The organism is Acinetobacter qingfengensis (assembly GCF_008693185.1).
Lineage (GTDB): Bacteria > Pseudomonadota > Gammaproteobacteria > Pseudomonadales > Moraxellaceae > Acinetobacter > Acinetobacter qingfengensis.
This window is the reverse complement of sequence record NZ_VXKN01000008.1, coordinates 47,861-69,105: the sequence shown is the minus strand read 5'-3', so window position 1 is coordinate 69,105 and position 21,245 is coordinate 47,861. Positions and strand designations below refer to the sequence as shown.

General features: G+C 39.0%; 21 protein-coding genes. 12 read left to right on the top strand and 9 right to left on the bottom strand.

What is annotated here, in order from left to right; all coding sequences use genetic code 11:
* Window positions 1-6 precede the first annotated feature (6 nt).
* The gene (locus F4V57_RS10755; protein ID WP_070069324.1) at window positions 7-846 is read left to right on the top strand and encodes a Cof-type HAD-IIB family hydrolase; all 840 of its coding nucleotides are present in this window, start codon (window positions 7-9) and stop codon (window positions 844-846) included.
* 136 nt (window positions 847-982) lie between these two features.
* On the opposite strand, the gene F4V57_RS10750 is transcribed toward F4V57_RS10755, so the two are convergent.
* From F4V57_RS10750 to F4V57_RS10740, 3 genes are all read right to left on the bottom strand, one after another.
* Window positions 983-1,564, bottom strand: coding sequence for a hypothetical protein (locus tag F4V57_RS10750; RefSeq protein WP_070069323.1), 582 nt, complete (start codon window positions 1,562-1,564; stop codon window positions 983-985).
* 138 nt (window positions 1,565-1,702) lie between these two features.
* Window positions 1,703-2,245 carry a glutathione peroxidase gene (locus F4V57_RS10745; protein ID WP_070069322.1) on the bottom strand — a complete coding sequence of 181 codons (543 nt, stop codon included), beginning with the start codon at window positions 2,243-2,245 and terminating at the stop codon, window positions 1,703-1,705.
* Between the two features lie 18 nt (window positions 2,246-2,263).
* Window positions 2,264-2,869 (bottom strand): hypothetical protein, encoded by a 606-nt coding sequence (locus tag F4V57_RS10740; protein ID WP_070069321.1) that lies wholly within the window; start codon window positions 2,867-2,869, stop codon window positions 2,264-2,266.
* A gap of 316 nt (window positions 2,870-3,185) precedes the next feature.
* Here F4V57_RS10740 and F4V57_RS10735 point away from each other — a divergent pair, with 316 nt between their 5' ends.
* Window positions 3,186-4,079: a DMT family transporter gene (locus F4V57_RS10735; RefSeq protein WP_227515666.1), complete on the top strand. Its 894-nt coding sequence runs from the start codon at window positions 3,186-3,188 to the stop codon at window positions 4,077-4,079.
* Between the two features lie 60 nt (window positions 4,080-4,139).
* On the opposite strand, the gene F4V57_RS10730 is transcribed toward F4V57_RS10735, so the two are convergent.
* The gene (locus F4V57_RS10730; protein ID WP_070069320.1) at window positions 4,140-5,354 is read right to left on the bottom strand and encodes an MFS transporter; all 1,215 of its coding nucleotides are present in this window, start codon (window positions 5,352-5,354) and stop codon (window positions 4,140-4,142) included.
* Window positions 5,355-5,602: 248 nt separating this feature from the next.
* Between F4V57_RS10730 and F4V57_RS10725 the strand changes: the two genes are divergently transcribed.
* Entirely contained in the window at window positions 5,603-6,211 is a 609-nt protein-coding gene (locus tag F4V57_RS10725; protein WP_070069319.1) for a TetR/AcrR family transcriptional regulator, read from the top strand.
* 17 nt (window positions 6,212-6,228) lie between these two features.
* Here the strand turns inward: F4V57_RS10725 and F4V57_RS10720 are convergent, their stop codons facing one another.
* The 3 genes from F4V57_RS10720 to F4V57_RS10710 are packed head-to-tail and all read right to left on the bottom strand — an operon-like array spanning window position 6,229 to window position 9,126.
* The gene (locus F4V57_RS10720) at window positions 6,229-6,798 is read right to left on the bottom strand and encodes an L-threonylcarbamoyladenylate synthase (protein ID WP_070069318.1); all 570 of its coding nucleotides are present in this window, start codon (window positions 6,796-6,798) and stop codon (window positions 6,229-6,231) included.
* Window positions 6,799-6,807: 9 nt separating this feature from the next.
* The gene (dprA, locus tag F4V57_RS10715) at window positions 6,808-7,968 is read right to left on the bottom strand and encodes a DNA-processing protein DprA (protein ID WP_406564516.1); all 1,161 of its coding nucleotides are present in this window, start codon (window positions 7,966-7,968) and stop codon (window positions 6,808-6,810) included.
* Between the two features lie 12 nt (window positions 7,969-7,980).
* Window positions 7,981-9,126 (bottom strand): LysM peptidoglycan-binding domain-containing protein, encoded by a 1,146-nt coding sequence (locus F4V57_RS10710; protein WP_070069316.1) that lies wholly within the window; start codon window positions 9,124-9,126, stop codon window positions 7,981-7,983.
* Between the two features lie 117 nt (window positions 9,127-9,243).
* Here F4V57_RS10710 and def point away from each other — a divergent pair, with 117 nt between their 5' ends.
* Window positions 9,244-9,774, top strand: coding sequence for a peptide deformylase (gene def / locus F4V57_RS10705; RefSeq protein WP_070069315.1), 531 nt, complete (start codon window positions 9,244-9,246; stop codon window positions 9,772-9,774).
* 69 nt (window positions 9,775-9,843) lie between these two features.
* On the opposite strand, the gene F4V57_RS10700 is transcribed toward def, so the two are convergent.
* Window positions 9,844-11,409, bottom strand: coding sequence for a TerC family protein (locus F4V57_RS10700; RefSeq protein ID WP_070069314.1), 1,566 nt, complete (start codon window positions 11,407-11,409; stop codon window positions 9,844-9,846).
* 343 nt (window positions 11,410-11,752) lie between these two features.
* Between F4V57_RS10700 and F4V57_RS10695 the strand changes: the two genes are divergently transcribed.
* Window positions 11,753-12,361, top strand: coding sequence for an LOG family protein (locus tag F4V57_RS10695; RefSeq protein ID WP_070069313.1), 609 nt, complete (start codon window positions 11,753-11,755; stop codon window positions 12,359-12,361).
* A 42-nt stretch (window positions 12,362-12,403) separates the two neighbouring features.
* Here F4V57_RS10695 and F4V57_RS10690 read toward each other — a convergent pair whose 3' ends face one another.
* Complete coding sequence (locus F4V57_RS10690; protein ID WP_081409171.1) at window positions 12,404-12,961, bottom strand: lytic transglycosylase domain-containing protein; 558 nt, start codon at window positions 12,959-12,961, stop codon at window positions 12,404-12,406.
* A gap of 177 nt (window positions 12,962-13,138) precedes the next feature.
* On the opposite strand from F4V57_RS10690, the gene mdtD reads away from it, so the two are divergent.
* The 7 genes from mdtD (at window position 13,139) to F4V57_RS10655 (ending at window position 21,239) form a co-directional block, all read left to right on the top strand.
* Window positions 13,139-14,551, top strand: coding sequence for a multidrug transporter subunit MdtD (mdtD, locus tag F4V57_RS10685; RefSeq protein WP_070069312.1), 1,413 nt, complete (start codon window positions 13,139-13,141; stop codon window positions 14,549-14,551).
* Window positions 14,552-15,316 (top strand): glycoside hydrolase family 25 protein, encoded by a 765-nt coding sequence (locus F4V57_RS10680; protein ID WP_070069311.1) that lies wholly within the window; start codon window positions 14,552-14,554, stop codon window positions 15,314-15,316.
* A 4-nt stretch (window positions 15,317-15,320) separates the two neighbouring features.
* Window positions 15,321-16,391, top strand: coding sequence for a DNA polymerase IV (gene dinB / locus F4V57_RS10675; RefSeq protein WP_070069310.1), 1,071 nt, complete (start codon window positions 15,321-15,323; stop codon window positions 16,389-16,391).
* Between the two features lie 150 nt (window positions 16,392-16,541).
* Entirely contained in the window at window positions 16,542-17,099 is a 558-nt protein-coding gene (locus tag F4V57_RS10670) for a cytochrome b (RefSeq protein ID WP_070069309.1), read from the top strand.
* A 246-nt stretch (window positions 17,100-17,345) separates the two neighbouring features.
* Window positions 17,346-18,620, top strand: a complete 1,275-nt coding sequence (gene tviB, locus F4V57_RS10665; RefSeq protein ID WP_070069308.1) for a Vi polysaccharide biosynthesis UDP-N-acetylglucosamine C-6 dehydrogenase TviB — start codon at window positions 17,346-17,348, stop codon at window positions 18,618-18,620.
* A gap of 26 nt (window positions 18,621-18,646) precedes the next feature.
* Window positions 18,647-19,666, top strand: a complete 1,020-nt coding sequence (locus F4V57_RS10660; RefSeq protein WP_070069307.1) for an NAD-dependent epimerase/dehydratase family protein — start codon at window positions 18,647-18,649, stop codon at window positions 19,664-19,666.
* Window positions 19,667-19,730: 64 nt separating this feature from the next.
* The gene (locus F4V57_RS10655; protein ID WP_070069306.1) at window positions 19,731-21,239 is read left to right on the top strand and encodes a lipopolysaccharide biosynthesis protein; all 1,509 of its coding nucleotides are present in this window, start codon (window positions 19,731-19,733) and stop codon (window positions 21,237-21,239) included.
* The last annotated feature ends 6 nt before the right edge of the window (window positions 21,240-21,245 follow it).

The following is a 21,245-nucleotide window of genomic DNA, read 5'->3' as shown; positions in this document are numbered from 1 at the left end:
GTATAGATGACCATAAAACTGATTGCTGTCGATATGGATGGCACTTTTCTAGATGATGATAAACAGTACAATAAAAGAAGATTTCTAACACAATATCAACAGCTTAAATTAAGAAATATACATTTTGTTGCGGCAAGTGGTAATCCTTATTATACATTACGACAATATTTCCCTGAAATTGCAGATGAAATTGCTTATGTTGCAGAAAATGGTGCTTATGTTGTCAATGGCCAAACAGAAGTGGCTTTTAAGCATTTTTCTTCTGAGATTGTGATGCAGGTTTTACAATCTTTATTGCCTGCTTATGAATCAGCTTTAATTTTATGTGGAAAGAAGTGGGGCACAATTAGTCAGGCTGCATCATCACAAGCTTTATCTAAAATTCAGAAATATTTTAAACAATTAGATTGTATTGCGGATTTATATCAAGTTAAGGATCCGATTTGTAAAATTACCTTGAACACCGAAGTCTGTGATCCTGTAGCGTTACAGCAATTTTTGTCTAAGCAAGATTATATCCAAAAACAACAGGTTAAAATGGTGTCTAGTGGTTTTGGTTTTATTGATTTGATTATTCCTGGACAACATAAAGCACAAGGTTTACAGATATTGCAACAGAAGTGGAAGGTGTCAAATGAGCAAATGTTGGCAATTGGGGATAATCATAATGATATCGAGATGATTCAAGCTGCAAAATATGGTTTTGCCATGGAAAATGCAGTTCCTGCGCTAAAAGCCATAGCAAAATACCATACTGCCAGTAATGCACAGCAAGGTGTGTTGGATGTTTTGGATTTATTACTCAATGCCGAGCCACCCTTTGATCACCATTCATCATTAGTTTAAAACGATTAAATTTTTTATGAAGTTTTAATTATTGTGGATTTTTTGAACCATTGAAAAACAGCGCATATATATCTACTTCTCTGATCAAAAGAGGCTGAAGGATTTTTAAAGATCCTTTAGCCTCTTTTTAATCATATTAATTATTTTGAGATGCTGCTTGTGGCGTACTGGCTGCTACACCTAGAATTTGTTGAATATGAGCATTTTGAGTGGCAATTTGTTGTTGTAGACCCATTAATTTATCTTGAAGCTGCTGTAATTTTACCTGATCTAGATTTTTGGCATCATCCATTGCTGCAAGCATAAGATCAGAATATTCAAATGCAGCATTACTGGTGGTAATCAGAGTCTGGCGCAGATCAGAAACTTCTTTACTTTTGAGCGTCAACGCATTAAAGCCTTTTTGACTTTCCTGAGCAATGGATTTTCCTTCTGCGACAACAGTTTTGATCAGGGCTTTATCCTGTTTTTTCATCGCATCCTGAACTTTGTTCTGATATGCAGCTTGTGTTGCTTCCTGTGTTCGGCTGTATTGCTGAACAGTATCCAGATCTGATTGAATATCTGCTTTATTGTTAGTGGATAAAGTAACTACAGGATTTGCAGCAACATTTTGTGAGGCAGCATGAGTTTGTGTGTTTTTATTTTGATCTGGTTTTGAGCATGCAGTCAGCGTGGTCAAAATTGTTAGTGTAGTGATTAGGGCGAGTTTGTACATAAAGATTTCATCGGCTGTAATTTTCCGGCATTTAGTATATCGATAAGCTTAATGTTATCAGTATGAATATTATGTAGTAATTTGTTCTAATCAAAAATTAGTTCAGGAAATTGATTTCCCTGAACTAAAGCATGTTATTTATTTAGCAAGTTCAGCTTCGATCGCAGCAAATAGACGAGGATCATCTGCTGCAATATCTGGTGCAAAACGGGCAACAACTTTTCCCTGTTTGTTTATCAGGAATTTTTCAAAATTCCAAAGTACTTCTGGCGGCTCGTTGGGTGTAAGCCCATATTCAATCAGATCCTGACGCCAAGGTCCTTCACCAATACGTTCTGGTTGTGCTGAAATTAATGCCTGATACAGGGGATGTTTGTCATCACCAGCAACTGAAATTTTGGAAAATAAGGGAAAAGTTACATCATAAGTTGATGAGCAAAATTTCTGGATCTCATCATCGCTTCCTGGTTCCTGTTGCAAGAAATTATTTGCTGGAAAACCGAGAATTTCCAAGCCTAGATCATGCTTTTCTTTATAAAGTTTTTCTAGACCTTCATATTGGGGGGTTAATCCACATTTTGAAGCAACATTAACAATCAGTAGCACTTTAGATGGGTAAGCAGCAAGATTGGTCTCTTTACCATCAATGGTTTTAATAGAAATTTGAGTAATTTCTGTCATTTTCAATCCTCTTGCTTATTAAGGCTTTTTATCCGCAGCAACAGGTGCGGAAGCGGCTTGTGGTGGTGCAATTTTACTATGAATATCTTGACTGATAGTCATAAGCTCCTGTTGTGTTGTGACGATTTTTTGTTGTAAAGCCTGTAACGCTTTTTCATCTGGTTTATCTGCCAACATTTTTTCGCTCATTTCCACGCCCAATTGACTACTTTGTGTCATTTTTTCACGTAGTTGTTTTGCTTCACTGCTGATTAAGCTAAGTTTGTTAAATTCAGAGTTACTTTGGCTAACAAATGCTTTGAATTCAGGAAGTAATTTTTTCAATGCTGCTTTGTCTTGTTTTTGAACTGCTGCATTCATTCGTTTTTCAAGATCAGCAGCTTTTTGCTCCTGTGCGGTACCAAATTGTTGAATTTGTACGATATCTGATTTTAATGCAGCATTTGGATCAGTGCTATTGGCTGTCGCAATAGTATTGCTTTGATTTGCTGGAATAACAGCAGATGCTTCAGCACTTGCGGGAGAAATTGCTTTGTCGCCAGATTTAACTTCTGAAACAGGTTTTGAACATGCAGTTAAACCTGTTAAGGCACTTACTAAAGCGACAATCGCTAACTTTTTCATAAAATTGTCCAGAATTGATGTTGTCTGATCAGAATAAAATTAAATGATGAAATCATTTGATAAGTTATACGCTACTATAACGGATCATTACAGTAAAAATCGAATGCTGTTTTGCTAATTTTTTATGATAAATACGTTAACCATGGTGTTTTTTCTTTCATTTTATGGAAAAGTTTCAGTATTTTCTATTCGATAGATTCAAGAATGGAATATTGCCGATTAAAAATCGTATTCTGAGAAAAATATTAGGTAATTATACAAATTTTAGCTAAAATTCTTTGCTTCAAAAATATACTTTGTCTAGGGAAAATCAGTAATGAGTAATCGTGAAAGTTTGAATACGCCAATGTCATGGGGAATTTACTTATTACCGGTACTCACGATCTTGATTTGGGCAATTAATATTGTTGTCACCCGTTATGCTGTAGATTTCATTGCACCAATTAGTATTAGTTTTTATCGTTGGTTGATTGCATGGCTAGTTTTAACGCCTTTTTTGTTTTTTAAGGTGGTGAGACAATGGCATGACATTAAACCATTATTAGGCCAACTGGCGATATTGGGTTTATTGGGAATGGTGTGCTATCAGGGATTGGCCTATAGTGCTGCACATTTTACCACTGCAACCAATATGGGTATTATTAATGGTTGCTTACCGGTTTTTTCTATTCTATTTAGTGTGTTTTTTCTAAAAATTATTCCTAGTCGCCTGGCTGTAGTGGGAACTATTCTGTCAATTTTTGGTTTAATTTATCTCATTACGCAAGGAAATTTTCAGCAATTGCTAAATGGTCAGCATTTGAAAGGCGATTTGCTGATGATTCTGGCGATTGGTTTATATGCATTTTATGGCATTTTTCTACAACGTTGGAAAATTAAGCTGGCTTTGCCGTTGATGCTATATTTGCAAATTTGTTTTGCTGTGGTATTCCATGTGCCATTGTTGATGTATACCGGTTTAGATGCTTTGAATAGCCAAAATATATGGTCAGTTTTGTATGCAGCATTATTACCATCGATTGTTGCGCCATTTGTCTGGATGATTTGTATCCAAAAATTGGGTTCCAACAGTACCAGTATTTATATGAATCTTATTCCTGTTTTTACGGCGATTATTGCATGGGTTTTCTTGGGGGAAAGTTGGACTGTATATCATACAATTGGTGGAATTATGGTGCTGCTTGGCGTATTTTTGGCGCAGCGCAGATAAAAAATTGATCAAGCCTGGTTTAGATTTCATGAAATAATACGCAGGCCTGATATATGCTAGCTAGTGTGGATTATTAATCCCTTTGGCAAAAGTGAAAATCAATAAAATCGAGCATAATACTAAAGGCAGTATACTTAATAGCAGCACATTACCATTAAAATGATCCACGATGATTCCACCTAATCCTGAACCCAAAGCAATTAAAATCAAAAAAGTGAATGTAATCATTGGCATTCCTTTTTCTACGTCTTCAGGTGCATGAATAAACATCCAGATATTGACCGCTGTTGGGATAATCCCCCATGCAAATCCCCAAATTGCTGTTAGCAAAATTGCACCTGCAATATGTATGGCGAAAAAAGGTAAACCAAGAAAACCAATCGCCATGGCAATCGCACTGAAAGCAAAAGTATATCGGATATTGATTTGTCCCATATATCCTGCAAAAGCATTGCCAAGAATGCCTGATGCCCCATAAATCAGCAGTAAACTACTAATGAAACCATCAGAAAAACCAAGTTGAAATTTAAAAAATGGTGCAAAATAACTATACGCAGCAAAATGTGCCAGTCCTATAAAGATAAAAATAATCCAGCCTTTACGCGCAATAGGATGGCGAATTAAAGCAGGTAATTCTTTTAATTTTAATGCGGAAGACGGTTTTAATTGTGGTAAGTAACGTAACTGGATGAAAAAAAGTACAACGCCCATCACCGTAATGACCATAAAGGCTGTACGCCAACTGGCGTAATGCGATAACCATGTACCTATAGGAACACCTAGAACACTGGCTAGGGTTACTCCTGATGCTACCAAGGCAGTGGCTTTTGCAATAGGTAAATTTGCTGGAGCAACCCGACCACTTAATGCAACTGCTGTTGCCCAAAAACCGCCAATAGCAATTCCCAGAATAAAACGGGCAACCAGAACCAAAGCAAAATTAGACGCAAGTGCTGTAAGCAGATTGGCAATAACCATCATTAAAGTCAGTATTAATAACAAATAACGCCGATCTAATGATTTTGCGGACAGGGGAATGAGCAATGAGGCAAACATTCCGGTAATTGCCGTAATGGTAACGGTCCAGCCGGCTGTACCAATAGAAATCCGAAAATCCTGAGCAATTTCATTTAATACACCAACAGCTAGAAACTCTCCCGTGACTAAGGCAAAAGCACTTAAAGTGATAGAGAGAATTGCCAACCAGCTACCCTGATGGGGAACGGAATCTATGCATTGATTTTGATCAGAACAAATAGAATCTGGTGGGGACATAATCTACCTATAAGTAAAATGATTGTGATGGTGCATTCTTTTTATATCGAACGCTATAAAAATATTATGTTATGCTAACGCTGTCAATTATTTTTATAGTGAATGTTATAAAAATGGTTGTGATGATCAGATTTTTTGCAAAATTTTTGATATTTCCCTTTGTGAAGAAGGACAGTCAGGAGAATTTCTCTATCAGAGGATGAGGTCTGGTTATGTTGTTATACTGCAAGATAGGAATAGGTTGAACAATGACAAAAGCCAAACGTGGTCGCCCAAAGTGTTTTGATGAGCAAAAAGCACTTGAACAGGCCATGCTATTATTCTGGCAATATGGCTATGAAGCAACATCTATCAGTGATTTAACGCAGGCTTTGGGAATCACTGCACCAAGTCTATATTGTACTTTTGGTGATAAGACTCAGTTATTTTATCGCTGTCTGGAATATTATCTTGCACATGAGGCCTGTTCATTTACCGTTATTTTTCAACAGGCCAAAACAGCAAAAATTGCCATAGAAATTTATTTGCATGAAAATATTAAACATTTCAATGTGGCGCACAAACCTAAAGGTTGTATGTTCATTACTGCGGCAATCAACTGTCCGGTAGAAAATCAGGATATACAAAATACAGTACAGCACTATCGCCTTAATACCAGAACACAGATGCTAAAACGACTGCAACAGGGAATCACCGAGGGGGATTTGCCTCATGATGCACCTATACAATTAATGGTCGATTTTTATTGTACGTTGTTACAGGGACTCACCTTGCAGGCTCGAGATGGTGCCGAAACACAACAATTACAGGCTGTGGTTGACCAAGCAATAAAACATTGGGATATTTTTTTGCAATAAAGCAATGACTCTTTATGTCAGGCACGAATCAGTTGACCTGTAACCGCATCGAGAATACGGCTAGGTTCAGGACTATGACCTAAATTACCAGATAAAATGCTGATTTGCCCAGAAAAATAATTTGCGACTTGTTGTGCGGTTTTTGCCGGTGTAGATCCTGCAGGATTGGCACTGGTAGATACAACCATACCGTCAAATGCTGCGCACAATTGCTGGCATAACGGATGCTGTGTCACCCGAATAGCGACACGATCATGTTTACCATAAATCCATGTGGGAATGGCAGGCTGAATGGGGAGTAACCATGTGGTTGCACGTTGCTGATCGTTGGAATTTTGCCATGAAGCAACGACCTGTTGACGTATATCTGGATCAAGGATGCTTAATAACGGTTCAATACGTGCAATAGATTCACTGAGTAAAATCACGCCTTTTTCAATTGGGCGTTGTTTGAGTTTTAGAATTTTTTCAAATGCTTGTTGCTGTGCTGGGTCACAGCCTAATCCCCAAACTGCTTCAGTGGGATAAGCCAAGACATTACCTTGCTTTAAACAGGCAATGGCCTGATCAAGGTCTACACTATTCATGAATGGTCCTTATGCGGTGCGAAGATAGCGACCGGCATGCTGAGTACAAAGTCCGAGTAATTCTAACTCAATCAGTGCCACGCTTAGAGTACTGATGTCGTAATTTAAATTTAAGGCCAGCTCGTCAATGGAACGGCCAATCCAGTCAAGATGTTGCCAGACAGGATGTAAATGATCAGGAATATCTGGAAGCTGATGTGTTGTATTGGTATCGGCAAAGCTCGCTTGTACTGTGATATTGTTTGAATTTGAAGAATTATTAGATACAGGTGAACGAAACATGGATAAATCTTCAATGACTTGTGATGGATGATCTACCAGTGTGGCACCTTCCCGAATCAGTTGATGACAACCTTGATGGTATTGACTGTAAATATGTCCAGGGATGGCAAATACCTGTTTTCCCTGATCGGCTGCAAATTGTGCGGTAATTAGGGAGCCGCTATTCAGGCCAGCTTCAACCACCAATGTTCCCAGACTTAAAGCACTAATGAGTCGATTTCTACGTGGGAAATTGCGCTTACTAGGAGGGGTGATAGGTAAAAATTCGGTCACAATGCATCCACCAGTTGCAATGATGTTTTGCCATAAAGGCTGATGGACTTTGGGATAGCATTGATCAAGTCCGGTACCTATTACAGCAATACTACGTCCGGACTGTATTGCGCCATGATGTGCAGCGGCATCAATGCCTAGTGCTAGCCCACTGGTGACAACAAATTTTTGTTCTGCCAGATAATAGGCAAAATCATAAGCAACCTGTGTACCGTGTGGGCTGGGTTGCCGACTACCGACCATTGCAATTTGTGAGGTACTTAAACATTCTATATTGCCCTGAATAAATAAAATTGGTGGACGATCCGAATATGGTTTGAGTTGCTGAGGATAATGGTTATCTTGTTGCAAAATTACGTGGTCACAACATTGCAGAATTTGATCAAGTAATTGTTTAAAAGCTGTTTGGCCTGCTGCACTGTGAAATTGTTCAAAGCGAGATAGGTGATTTTGGTGGAGTTTCAGTTGTTGCCAGATTGGTAAAGCAGATGGGTACAGGGCAGATACAGCATCACCAAAATGCTGTATCAGTTTGTGATAACTGGAGATCGAGTGTTGTACAACATACCACAATGCAATATGGGACTTAACCTGATCTGTGATATGTTGCATCAATCCATAATCCTTTTATTCTTCAGATAATGGTGTGGTCAATTGCGCACCCAGTTTGATAGGTAAACTGCTATCCAGAATGTATGCATAACTGATGTGATCAAAAGTTTTGAAGATTAAAGCATGACCAGCTCGTTGATTAGGTAACTGGATTTTTTCCCCAGTTTTTGGATCAGTGGTTAATTCACCTTTCACATCAAGTGCAAACACTTGCCCTACTTGCACACCATCCAGCGTACCACGATCAACTGTTACAGTACTACGTTTTGCCGCTGTGCCGATAGAACCCATGACGCGGATTACAGTACCACCAGTACGGATATTTTCAGCAGGTGCAGGATAGAATAAAGTTGGCAAATTGGATTCATAAACCGGTAAAACCAGATCGCCTTTACGTACTTCACCATTAAAGACTTTACTTAGCTCAAAAGTGGTGATATCCCCTTGTTGTTGAGTGGCAAAGCCACTACCAACTTGAGTTAATTCAATGGCTGCCACATATTTTTTACCATTCGCATCATTGAAAGTATACGGTTCAGCCTGACGGTAGATATCATAGCGTTGTCCGGTTTGTAAACCATTACCACGAATATAAATCCGGTCAGACTCAGCAGCCAAAACATGATTGGAACTCATTCCCAATACATAAGGCAAATTCTGGATGCTATCAGGCGAAATCACAATGCTACGCTCTAACCAGACTCGGATATCTTCCAGTGCAATTACCGGTATCATATTGTTTAGGGATTCAATACGAACCTGTGGTGATAGATTGCTACTTTTTCCGGCACGGCGAATAATCCCTTCACAGCCATCACCTTCATCTTTACCAATCAGGGGTTGGCCTGCGAGTGAGCAGAGCAGTAGACGATCACCAGGATAAATCCAGTGAGGATTTTTCACATGCTTGTTGCTTGCCCAGATTTCAGGCCAGCGCCAAGGTGTTTTTAAAAATCGTCCGGAGATGTCCCACAGGGTATCGCCTTTTTTGACCACATAAACATGCGGTGCGTCTGCACGTAAAGACGGTGGATTAATATTTTTTGCAGAAACACTTTGAGCGCCCACTAATCCAAGCCCAACACACATTGCCAAAGCAAGTAAATGTTGTTTAAATGTCTGTTTATTGCGGATTGCCTGATGTTGCAACGCATTTGTCATTATCGTAATCCCTAAAACGTGTTTGTAGTATACTATTGTGCTGCTACAAACGCCCCTTGGTTAAGAAATTCAAATTTTTAGGTTTTTACCTGACCATAGGCATCATGAGAGGACCGTATGGCATTATTACCTATTTTAAGTTTTCCCGATCAACGCCTGCGAACCATCGCTAAACCTGTAGAACAGGTCAATGATGAAATTCGTCAACTGGCTGCTGACATGTTAGAAACCATGTATGCTGCGCCGGGTATTGGCTTGGCTGCAACACAAGTTGATCATCATATCCAACTGATCGTGATGGATTTGTCAGAAAGTAAAGATCAACCTATGGTATTCATTAACCCCAAAATCACTGCATTAACGCAAGAAACGCAACCTTATGAAGAAGGCTGTTTATCGGTACCCCAAATATACGATAAAGTTGAGCGTCCGTCACGTGTAAAAATTCAAGCATTGAACCTTGACGGTGAAAAAATTGAAATTGATGCTGATGGCTTGTTAGCAGTGTGTATCCAGCATGAAATGGATCATTTAAATGGTAAATTATTTGTCGATTATTTATCTCCACTTAAACGTCAACGTGCTCGTGAAAAAGTTGAAAAAGTAGTTCGCCAGCGTCAGAAAGAGAAACTTGCTGTCAAACGCTAATATAAGTATAAAAAAACTGCCATCATATTGAGGCAGTTTTTTTATAAAAGTTTTTATTTCAGCTTAGTTTTAATCGGAGGATTTACTAATTCGTACTTTATCGATTTTGTGACCATCCATGGTTAGAATTTCAAAACTAAAACCATCAGCAAGTACTTTTTCACCATCATGCGGTACACGACCAAGATGCCAAAGCAGATAACCAGATAGTGTAGAATATTCATCATTATCATCGACCAGATCTTTTTCAATCAATAACGATACATGACGAATATCACTTGATCCGTCTAATTGCCATGAACCATCGTGCGATTGCTCTGCGTCAAGAGATTGTTGCTCACCCTCATCTGGAAACTCTCCTGCAATTGCCTCCAGAATGTCAATTGGTGTTGCAATACCTTCTATTGAGCCATATTCATTAAGAATAATAGCCATTTGCATTGGTGCATTACGTAATTGTTCCATTAATGTTAGAACTTTTAAATTCTCATGAACCACAAGAGGCTGACGCAAGCTACTATGTACATCAATCTCACCTGTTTCCAGATAGTGATTAAGGATTTTGTGGGTAATAGCAACACCTTCGAGATTATCCAGACTACCACGACCAATCAAAATACGTGAATGACTAATGGATAATAATTTATGCTTGATGTCCTCATGCTCATCAATATCTAGCCACTCTAGATCTGGGCGTGGTGTCATGATGGATTTTACCGGACGATCAGCCAAAGTTAATACACCATGAATCATATCTTTTTCTTCTTCAGAAAAGACGTCATTGACTGAGGATTGGGTCGCCAGAATATCTGCAGTTTCAGATAAATGTTCGCTGGTATGATGTTCAGCTGTTTTGCCGCCAAGCATACGCAATACCGCAGAAGCAGTTCGTGAACGTAAATCAGTTGTGGTAATCAATTTCTCACGATTACGGCGGGTAAGCTGATGAATTGCTTCAATACCCACAGAAAAACCAATGGCAGCATACAAATAGCCTTTTGGAATATGGAAACCAAAACCTTCAACCACTAGAGAGAAGCCGATCATAAATAGGAAAGCCAAACATAGAATAACTACGGTTGGATGCTTATTGACGAAATTCATCAGTGGATTGGATGCCAGTAACATTACACCCATAGCAATCACTACAGCAACCATCATGACGGTTAAATGTGGCACCATACCAACAGCGGTAATGACACTATCCAATGAGAATACGGCATCAAGCACAACAATTTGTGCAATGACTACCCAAAATGCAGCATGAGCAACTTTTTCTTCCTTAACTTCACCTTTCCCGGCAACACGTTCATGAATTTCCATGGTTGCTTTGAATAACAGGAAGATACCACCGAGAATCAGAATGAGATCTCGTCCTGAAAAACCCATGCCAAATACGCTGAATAAATCATCTGTTAATGTCATGACCCACGAAATCGAGGCCAGCAGAATCAAACGCATGATCAGCGCTAAGCTTAATCCAACCAAACGAGCTTTGTTGCGTTGTTCCGGAGGAAGTTTTTCTGCAAGAATTGCAATGAATACAAGGTTGTCGATGCCTAGAACAATTTCTAACACCACTAAAGTTAATAATCCTACCCAAGCTGATGGGTCAGACATCCATTCAAATAACATGAATGATCTCCTCCAAATCAACGTTATAGACAAATATGCCGGATAGAATATTAAAAGATTGAAAATTTTTAAGTTGTTCTAAAACATGAAAATAAGTGTCATCCCAGTGACAACATCGACTACTCATATAGGTTTAAAATGTAATGAAAGATGTTCTGAGTATATGCAAGATTTTTGCTAAATTCATTAAAAATTTATCTTTTTTTCGTGTAAATGCTGTACAACGCATAGACAAAATTGCAACGAAAAATTTTAAACGCATGGTTACATATTGTCATATTTGTTGCATATACTGAGCAGGAATTAAAAATCAAAGATATATAGAGAAGAGATATTGATATCTATGGAAAAAACTTTGGGTCATTTTCAGGCATCGACAGGTGCAACACAACAACTGATCGCTTTATATTGTGGTTCAAGAGTCGGAAATCGTCCAGTTTATCAGCAAGCAGCGATTGATTTGGCCAAGGCTATTGCAAAACAGGGTTTTGGTGCAGTTTATGGTGGTGCCAGCATCGGTTTGATGGGAAAGGTGGCAGATACGGTATTGGAATATGGTGGAGAAGTCGTCGGTGTCATTCCTGAATTTATGCTGGATTATGAAATTGCCAATAATAAATTAACCGAATTACATATTGTCGAAAACATGCATACCCGTAAAGCCATGATGGCAGAACGTGCCAGTGCATTTATTGCTTTACCGGGAGGCTTGGGAACCTTTGAAGAAATTCTGGAAATTGCCACATGGGGGCAGCTCAATCAGCATCAGAAGCCAATGATTTTATATAATGTGAACGGATTTTATCATCATTTGGTTGCACAACTTGAACATGCTGTTGCTGAAGGCTTTTTACCCATGCATCATCGGGCAAAAATTTTGGTGTGTGATCAACCCCAACAAATTTTGGACGTCCTCAATAATTTGACCTCTCCGAAAGAATTTACTGTATAGTCGAAAAAATCCAGCAGTTATGCTGGATTTTTCTTATCGCATTTAAAAATGCTCTTTGAGCTGCTGTTGATATTTGAATACTGATTTTGCGTAGCGATTGCCAGCATCACGATAATAGGGAATGTTCTCGTAACCTGTTGGGCCAACGTTATAATACCCTAGTGTTTTAAACCAATCATAACCTGCTGACTTGAAGTAAGATGATAAAATCATGGCACCACACTGGATATTGATGACTTCATCCATAAGATCGCCCGGACAGGTTTTTTGCCAGAAGCGTGGTACAACCTGAGTTAACCCCATAGCACCAATCGGGGAGATTGCATTACTGCGGTAGCTGGATTCCTGTTGAATCAGTGCTGCAATTAATTCGGGTTCTATACGATAGACATCAGCATTTTGAAGAATAATGGGAGATAAGCGGGAAGCTTTATCTTTGGGCACTGCATAGGCTTTATGGATACCTGTTGCAAGTTTTTGTGCACGTAGTTGAAATGCGTCATGTGGATTTCCAACACTGGCGCAGCCAACAAAGCTGAATAATACAAGCCCTAAAGCAAAATAATTAAAAAAATGACGCAAATTGATCGCTCCAGTCATGTCACAAGTTGCTGCTGCAAGAGTGGCTAGATTTTATGTGTCACAATTTGTCACGATCAATGCAAGCTTTGTATGTTTTGCTATAGCGTGATTTACAAAACTCAACAACACAACTCTAATAGTGCGTTGAAATTAATCAAGTTAGACTATGCTACCCACCAAAGCCAATGTGATGATATGAATGCAGCACCAAATGTTCATGAGGAAAGAGTTTCGCCTGAATATCGGGTAATTCTGTGGTTGGCTGCACTTGGTTTTTTTATGCAGGCGCTTGATGCCACCATTGTAAATACAGCATTACCTGCGATTGCTTACAGTTTGCATGTTGACCCAATGCAAACACATGATGTTGTCATTGCCTATGTGCTTACAGTTGCTGCACTTATTCCGGTAAGTGGCTGGCTTGCAGATCGTTTTGGCATAAAAACAGTTTATCTACTGGCAATTGTGATTTTTACACTGGCATCTTTAGGCTGTGCTTTGGCCCAAACTTATAATCAACTAATTGTCGGGCGAGTATTCCAGGGTATTGGTGGTGCATTTTTATTGCCTGTCGCGCGATTGGCATTATTAAGAATTCTGCCAAGAAATCAATTTTTGGCAGCTATGGGGTTTATTGGTATTCCAGGATTAATTGGTCCGATGATTGGTCCAACACTGGGCGGATTCATGGTGGAATATGCCAGTTGGCACTGGATTTTTTTGATCAATGTTCCGATTGGAATTCTGGGTTTGATTTTTACCTGTACGCATATGCCAAATGCCAGATTAGAGCATCTACCACCATTTGATTATCTGGGTTTTATTTTATTGGTCATCTGTATGGTGGCATTGACACTGGGATTAGAAGGCTTTTCTCAGGGAACATGGTCGATATGGCAAGTATTTGGTGTATTAAGTTTAGGTATTGTGACAGGTGTAATCTATGTATGGCATGCCATACGAGATTCCCGAGCAATTTTCCGTCCTGAGCTATTTCGCAATGTGCGCTTTAAGGTTGGCATTATTGGTAATGCCGTAACCCGTTTGGGTAGTGCAAGTATGCCGTTTATTTTGCCATTGACTCTACAATTGGCATTAGGATTTAGTCCATTTCAGGCAGGATTGATGATGATTCCGCTGGTGTTTGGATCGATTGTGATTAAACGTTTTGCTACTCAGGCGATTTCCAGATATGGATATTATCGAATTCTAAGTATTAACACTGTTCTGGTAGGCGTGGGCATTATGAGTTTTGCTGCATTGCATCTGCATCCAAATGTTTATACGCAAAGCATACATTTCTTTTTATTTGGCTGCGTGAATTCCATGCAATTTACAGCAATGAATACCGTAACTTTAAAAGATTTAAATACAGCACAGGCAGCCAATGGTAACAGTTTACTGTCCATGGTGATGAATAGTTGTATGAGTATGGGTGTGGCATTAGTTGGTGTACTATTACATTATTTTGAAAAAATTGGGATCCATCATGCGCCATTATGGTCGTTTCAATGGACTTATCTGGTGCTTGGGTTAATGACAGTTCTGGCCAGTCTGGTCTTTCGGCGATTAAAATATTTAAAACCTACTTATCCCGGACAATTGTAAATGAAGTCTGGCCAATATAAACGTAAGCGTAAGCAACAATATCGCAGAATAGGGGGTATTTTAATGGCAATTGCCTTACTATCTTTGGGATTAGCGGGTGCTTTTTATTGGTTTGAACAAGATAATATGCCAAAAAAATTTGCTGAATATCCTGTGCAGGGCTTTGATGTGTCCAGACATCAGGGGACGATTGACTGGACTAAAATCAATCGCCAGCAATATCAATTTGTATTTATTAAAGCCACAGAAGGTGGCGATTATCAGGATGCAAAATTTCAGGAAAACTGGTTAAAAGCACGTGAACATGGGTTGTATGTGGGTGCGTATCATTATTTTCGTAATTGTAAATCCGGTGAAGAACAGGCAGATAACTTTATTCAGACTGTTCCAAAAAAATCAGATAGCTTGCCACCTGTAATGGATCTGGAATTTCAATGGACATGCCCTGAAGTCAGTGCAGAGCAATTACAGCAACGAATTCAGATTATGGCAAAAAAACTGGAACAGCACTATGGTAAAAAACCCTTGTTGTATACCACGCCGAAATATTATCAGAGTTATTTACAGGGACATTTCCAGCAATATGCGATCTGGTTACAGGATTTTAAACACTTCCCACAACCGCATGATCCTCGTCCTTGGATTTTTTGGCAATATTCACATCAAGGTAAGATTACAGGCATTCAAGGAAGTGTAGATTTGAATGTTTTTAGGGGGAATCATGCGGAGTTTCAACGCATGATTGAATATTTAAAGCAAAAATAAACAGATGACGTCGCAATTGTTAAGAAAAATTATCCATATTGATATGGATGCCTTTTATGCTTCGGTTGAGCTTCGTGATCGTCCGCAATTGCGTGGCTTACCCATGGTTGTTGCTAGTGATCGTCCACGTTCTGTAGTAACTACAGCAACTTATGAAGCAAGACAATTTGGTTTGCATTCAGCGATGTCATTGGCAAAGGCCAAGCAATTGTGTCCACAAGTGATTTGTGTCCCACCTGATTTTGCGAAATACCGTGCTGTATCACAGCAATTACAGACAATTTTTGCACATTATACCGATAAGGTTGAGCCAATTTCTCTGGATGAAGCCTATCTTGATGTCACTGAGAATTTTCAGGGTTTATCATCAGCAACTGCTGTTGCACAAGCCATACGGCAGGATATTTTTGAAATGACGCAATTGACTGCATCGGCAGGTGTAGCACCAAATAAATTTTTAGCCAAAATTGCTTCAGACTGGAATAAACCTAATGGATTGTTTGTCGTCAAACCTGCTCAGGTCAGTGCTTTTATCCAGCACCTCCCATTGGAAAAAATTCCGGGTGTGGGTAAGGTTACCTTGCAAAAAATGCATACATTACAATGGTACTGTATTGCAGATTTACAATCAGTCACTGAGCATGAATTAATTCACCATTTCGGTAAGTTTGGTCAGCGACTATTTTTGTATGCAAAGGGAGTTGATGACCGGCCTGTGAGATATACCAGAGAACGTCAGCAAATTTCAAAAGAAATTACCTTTGATCAGGATTATTATCTGGAAGAAATTGCTGTGGAATTCTGGCAAAAATTAATAGATCAGATTTGGCAACAACTACAGCAAAAAAAATTAACAGCGCGTGGTGTGCAAGTAAAGTTTAAAACTACAGATTTTAAAGTGCTGCAACACAGTCGATCTTTTAAACAACCTTTTGTACATCAACAACAGCTACAGCAGGCTGTTGAAATGTTATTTCTTGCATTTGCCGATCAGCATTTTAGATTTCGCCTGGCTGGTGTTGGTGTATTTGCATTAGAAGAACTACAAGATCAATCTCAGTTAACTTTATTGTAGTTCCCTGTGCAGTCTAAATTTTGAGGATCATCCTTGATGGTGAGGAATGATATTTGTCACATACATGCATCGCAGCGTTGCAAAGAAAAAACGGGAATTATCCGATAGTACTTTATAATATGCGTATTCCAGCCAATTTTCTCGCTCGATATGAAAACTTCAAATAGTATTTATTACACTCGTACAGCACAAGTATTACATTGGTTAATGGCCATCATTTTTATTGTTGCTTGGGGCATAGGATTTTACAGCGGTAATTTTCTCAGCTATGACGTAGATGGTAGTTTTAAAGGTGATGTTATCACTTTACATAAAAATATTGCTACTACCATTATCTTTCTAGTGATGATTCGTATTTTTTGGCGATATACCCATCCGGCACCTAACTTACCGAAAAATATGTCAAATATCATGAAAGGTTTGGCACATTTGGGCCATCTTTTGTTGTACGTGATTTTAGTGGCTCTGCCTATAACAGGTTGTCTGTATAGTTGGAGTGCCGGACATCCTGCACCTGTACTTTACTTATTTAATATTCCTCAATTGATTGATAAAAATCCTGAAATTATGGCTGTTGTAAAACCTTTACATATTTATCTGTCATGGTTTGCGGGTTTATTGATCGTAGGACATATTGCGGCAGCATTGAAACATCATTTTATTGATAAAGATACGGTATTAATCAGCATGACCCGACAACCCAAATAATGCATGAGTAGATCTTGACGCAATGTACAAAAAGCACATGAGGACGATTCCTGTGCTTTTTTGTTGTGATAGAAAGACAGGTATTGTGCAGTGATGTGGTTTTGATTTGTATGACTCTGTTATTTTTATAATTTCCAATATATCCATTCATTTCGCAACGTTCTATAATAATAGCCATTATTTTTTTAGTGAAAGACCTTTGCGTCTTGCGCCTACACTTACATTTATTATTACAGGTCAGGTTCCATGAACGTTGCTAATCTTCGTATTGCCATTATAGGCTTGGGCTATGTTGGATTGCCGCTTGCCGTAGAATTTGGTAAAAAAGTGCCTGTGGTAGGATTTGATATTTATCAAAAACGTATTGATGAATTAACTCAGGGGCAAGATCATACCCTTGAAGTTTCAAGTGCAGAATTACAACAAGCGACTTATTTGACATACAGTGCCAATCTGAGTGATCTTAAAGATTGCAATTTTTTTATTGTCACGGTGCCTACACCGATTGATCAATTCAAACAACCTGACTTAACACCACTGATTAAAGCCTCACAAAGTATTGCCCGAGTACTGAAAAAAGGCGATATTGTGGTTTATGAATCCACCGTGTATCCGGGGGCAACAGAAGAAGTCTGTGTGCCGATTCTAGAGAAGGAATCAGGCTTGGTATTTAATCAGGATTTTTATGCTGGCTACAGTCCGGAGCGAATTAATCCGGGTGATAAGCTGCACCGCGTCACCAATATCTTAAAAATTACTTCTGGTTCTACGCCTGAAATTGCAGTAACAGTGGATCAGGTTTATCAACTGATTATTGCAGCTGGGACACACAAAGCGCCAAGTATTAAAGTCGCAGAAGCTGCCAAAGTGATTGAAAATACCCAGCGTGATGTCAATATTGCCCTGATCAATGAGTTGGCCTTGATTTTTAATAAAATGGGGATTGATACTGAAGATGTATTAAAGGCTGCAGGAACCAAATGGAATTTTTTGCCATTTCGTCCTGGTCTGGTTGGTGGTCATTGCATTGGGGTCGATCCGTATTACTTAACCCATAAAGCTCAGGCGATTGGCTACCATCCGGAAATTATTCTGGCAGGCCGCCGTTTGAATGACAATATGAGTATTTATGTTGTTAATCAACTGGTCAAACAAATGAATAAAAAACGTATTCAAATTGAAGATGCCAAAGTACTAGTGTTGGGTTTAACCTTTAAGGAAAATTGTCCAGATATTCGTAATACCAAAGTGGTGGATATTGTGCGGGAATTGCAGGATTTTCACATGCAGGTTGATGTATATGATCCGTGGATTGATGTTGAAGAAGCACAGCATGAATATGGCATTACGCCGATTTCTGCTCCTGAATCAGGACAATATGATGCAATCATTCTGGCTGTTGCACATCAACAATTTAAAGAAATGGGCGCAAAAGCACTTCATGCGCTGGGCAAATCCAGTCATATATTATATGACCTGAAATATTTACTGGATAAGACTGAATCTGATATCCGCCTTTAATTCAAAGAACAATAGGACACTCTTGAATGCATACATTTGCACAGTGCTGTACACAATTACAAAAGCAACCAAAGACATGGTTGATTACTGGTGTGGCCGGTTTTATTGGTTCTAATTTATTGGAAACCTTACTGAAACTCGATCAGAACGTGGTTGGACTGGATAATTTTGCCACAGGACATCAGGCCAATCTGGATGAAGTACAAAAATTGGTCAGTGCGCAGCAATGGCAGAAATTTACCTTTTATGAAGGTGATATTCGTCAGTTGGAAGATTGCCAGAAAGCTTGTGAAAATGTGGATTATGTCTTGCATGAAGCAGCTTTGGGTTCTGTACCACGTTCCATTAGTGATCCGATCCTAACCAATAGTGCAAATATTAGTGGGTTTTTAAATATGCTGGTGGCAGCACGTGATGCACAAGTCACAAGTTTTACCTATGCTGCCAGTAGTTCGACTTACGGTGATCATCCTGCCTTACCCAAAATCGAAGAAAATATCGGTAAGCCGTTGTCACCTTATGCCGTGACGAAATATGTTAATGAGTTGTATGCAGATGTATTTGCCAGAACCTATGGCTTTAATTGTATTGGCTTACGTTATTTTAATGTGTTTGGTCGCCGTCAGGATCCTAATGGGGCGTATGCTGCGGTGATTCCAAAATGGACGGCTGCCATGATTGCCAATGAAGATGTGTTTATTAATGGTGATGGTGAAACCAGTCGTGATTTTTGTTATATCGACAATACTGTGCAAGCCAATATTCTGGCTGCTACAACACAAGATCCGGCAGTAAAAAATCAGGTATATAACGTGGCATTGGGTGATCGCACCACCTTAAATGAATTGTTTGCAGCCATTCAATCCGCTTTGGCAGAACAAGGTGTACATTATCAAAAAGCGCCAATTTATCGTGATTTTCGTGCCGGTGATGTACGTCATTCACAAGCAGCTATCACCAAAATTCAGCAGGCTTTAGGATATCAACCTGAAGTACGGGTCAATGAGGGAATTTCTCATGCCATGCAATGGTATATCTCGCATTAAAGTCAAAATAGCGTTAAAAATGCATCAGCATGGCGAAGGTGATCGCCAATAAAAGGATCGTCATTTGGCACTTCAGCGCAATATCGCAGTGAATTATATCAGCCAGCTTTATAATGGATTGATCGGCATCATTGTGATGCCGTTTTACCTGAAATTTCTGGGTGCAGAAAGTTATGGTTTAATCGCATTTTTTATGTTGTTACAAACTTGGTTTTATTTGTTGGATGTGGGTTTAAGCCAAACGCTTTCTCGAGAAACTGTACGTTTTAAGAATAATGTTTTGTCGGCAACGCATTTTTTTAAACTCTATCATTATATCAGTATCATTTTTTTTGCACTTGCCCTGTCGTTGGTACTGGTGTTATCCCTCAGTAATCAATGGATTGCAACCCATTGGCTGAAATTTTCCCATTTAAGTTTGCGTGATGTATTGTTGTGTTTGCAGATTATGTTTATTTGTGCAGGTTTACGCTGCATGGGCGGGATTTATCGCGGGGTGATTCAGGGGTTTGAAAAAATCGTCTGGATAAGTATTTTTAATATTGTTATCAATACCTTAAGGTTTGTTGTCGTTATTCCTGTGCTGTATGTTTTTGACTTTCAAATTCAGGTCTATTTTTATTTTCAGCTTGGGGTGGCATTGTTTGAGTTTGCTGTGTTGTGGTTTTATCATCGTGTTTTAATCAAGCAGCATGACCCAATGCATCTGGATATGATGCCGGAATCTGCCAATTATTTTAAGCAAATGTTGTATTTTGCATTGTTATCTGGTGGTAATTTCATTTTGTGGTTGGGGATTTCACAAAGTGATAAATTGTTGTTGTCATCGTTATTGCCATTAGCAGATTACGCTTATTATTCAATTGCAATTTTACTTGCCAGTGTGATTTACATGATTTCTACACCAATGAGTAATGTACTGTTACCTCGTATGACGGCCTTGTTTTCCCAGAATAATTTGCTCCAGCTTGAGCAAATTTATACGCAATTTGCCCAATTTATTAGTGTGGTTGTTTGTAGCATCGCTTTGACCATTTTCTGGAATGCGCATGAGGTGGTCTTGTTGTGGTCAAATGATGTGCATACTGCCGATCAGGTGGCACCTGTCTTAAAACTGTATATTTTGGGTAATGTGTTTTTGGCAATCAATGCTTTTAGTTATTATATTCAGTATGCACATGGAGATGTAAAGCGGCATTTTTATGGCAATGTATGCTTATTAATCTTGATGTTGCCAATAATTTATTGGGCAACAACGCATTATGGTGCTTTAGGTGCAGGTGTGGTGTGGTTGAGTTTGCATGCACTATGGTTTTTTTCATGGACCATTTATGTTAATCGGCATTTTATAACGCATTATTGGCAATGGTCATTCACCATTATTCAGATTTTAGTGGTGAGTTATATCTTTTCCGCACTTTTACATTGGCTATATCAAGGCATGAATATTTATGCTGATTCAATCTGGATCGATCTTCTGGCACTGGCGCTCTTTGGCGGTTTACTCTTCGCTGTAACAGCAGTGAGTGCGCCGGCAATTCGGCAATTTTTACAACAAAAATTACGAGGTTAAGTGATG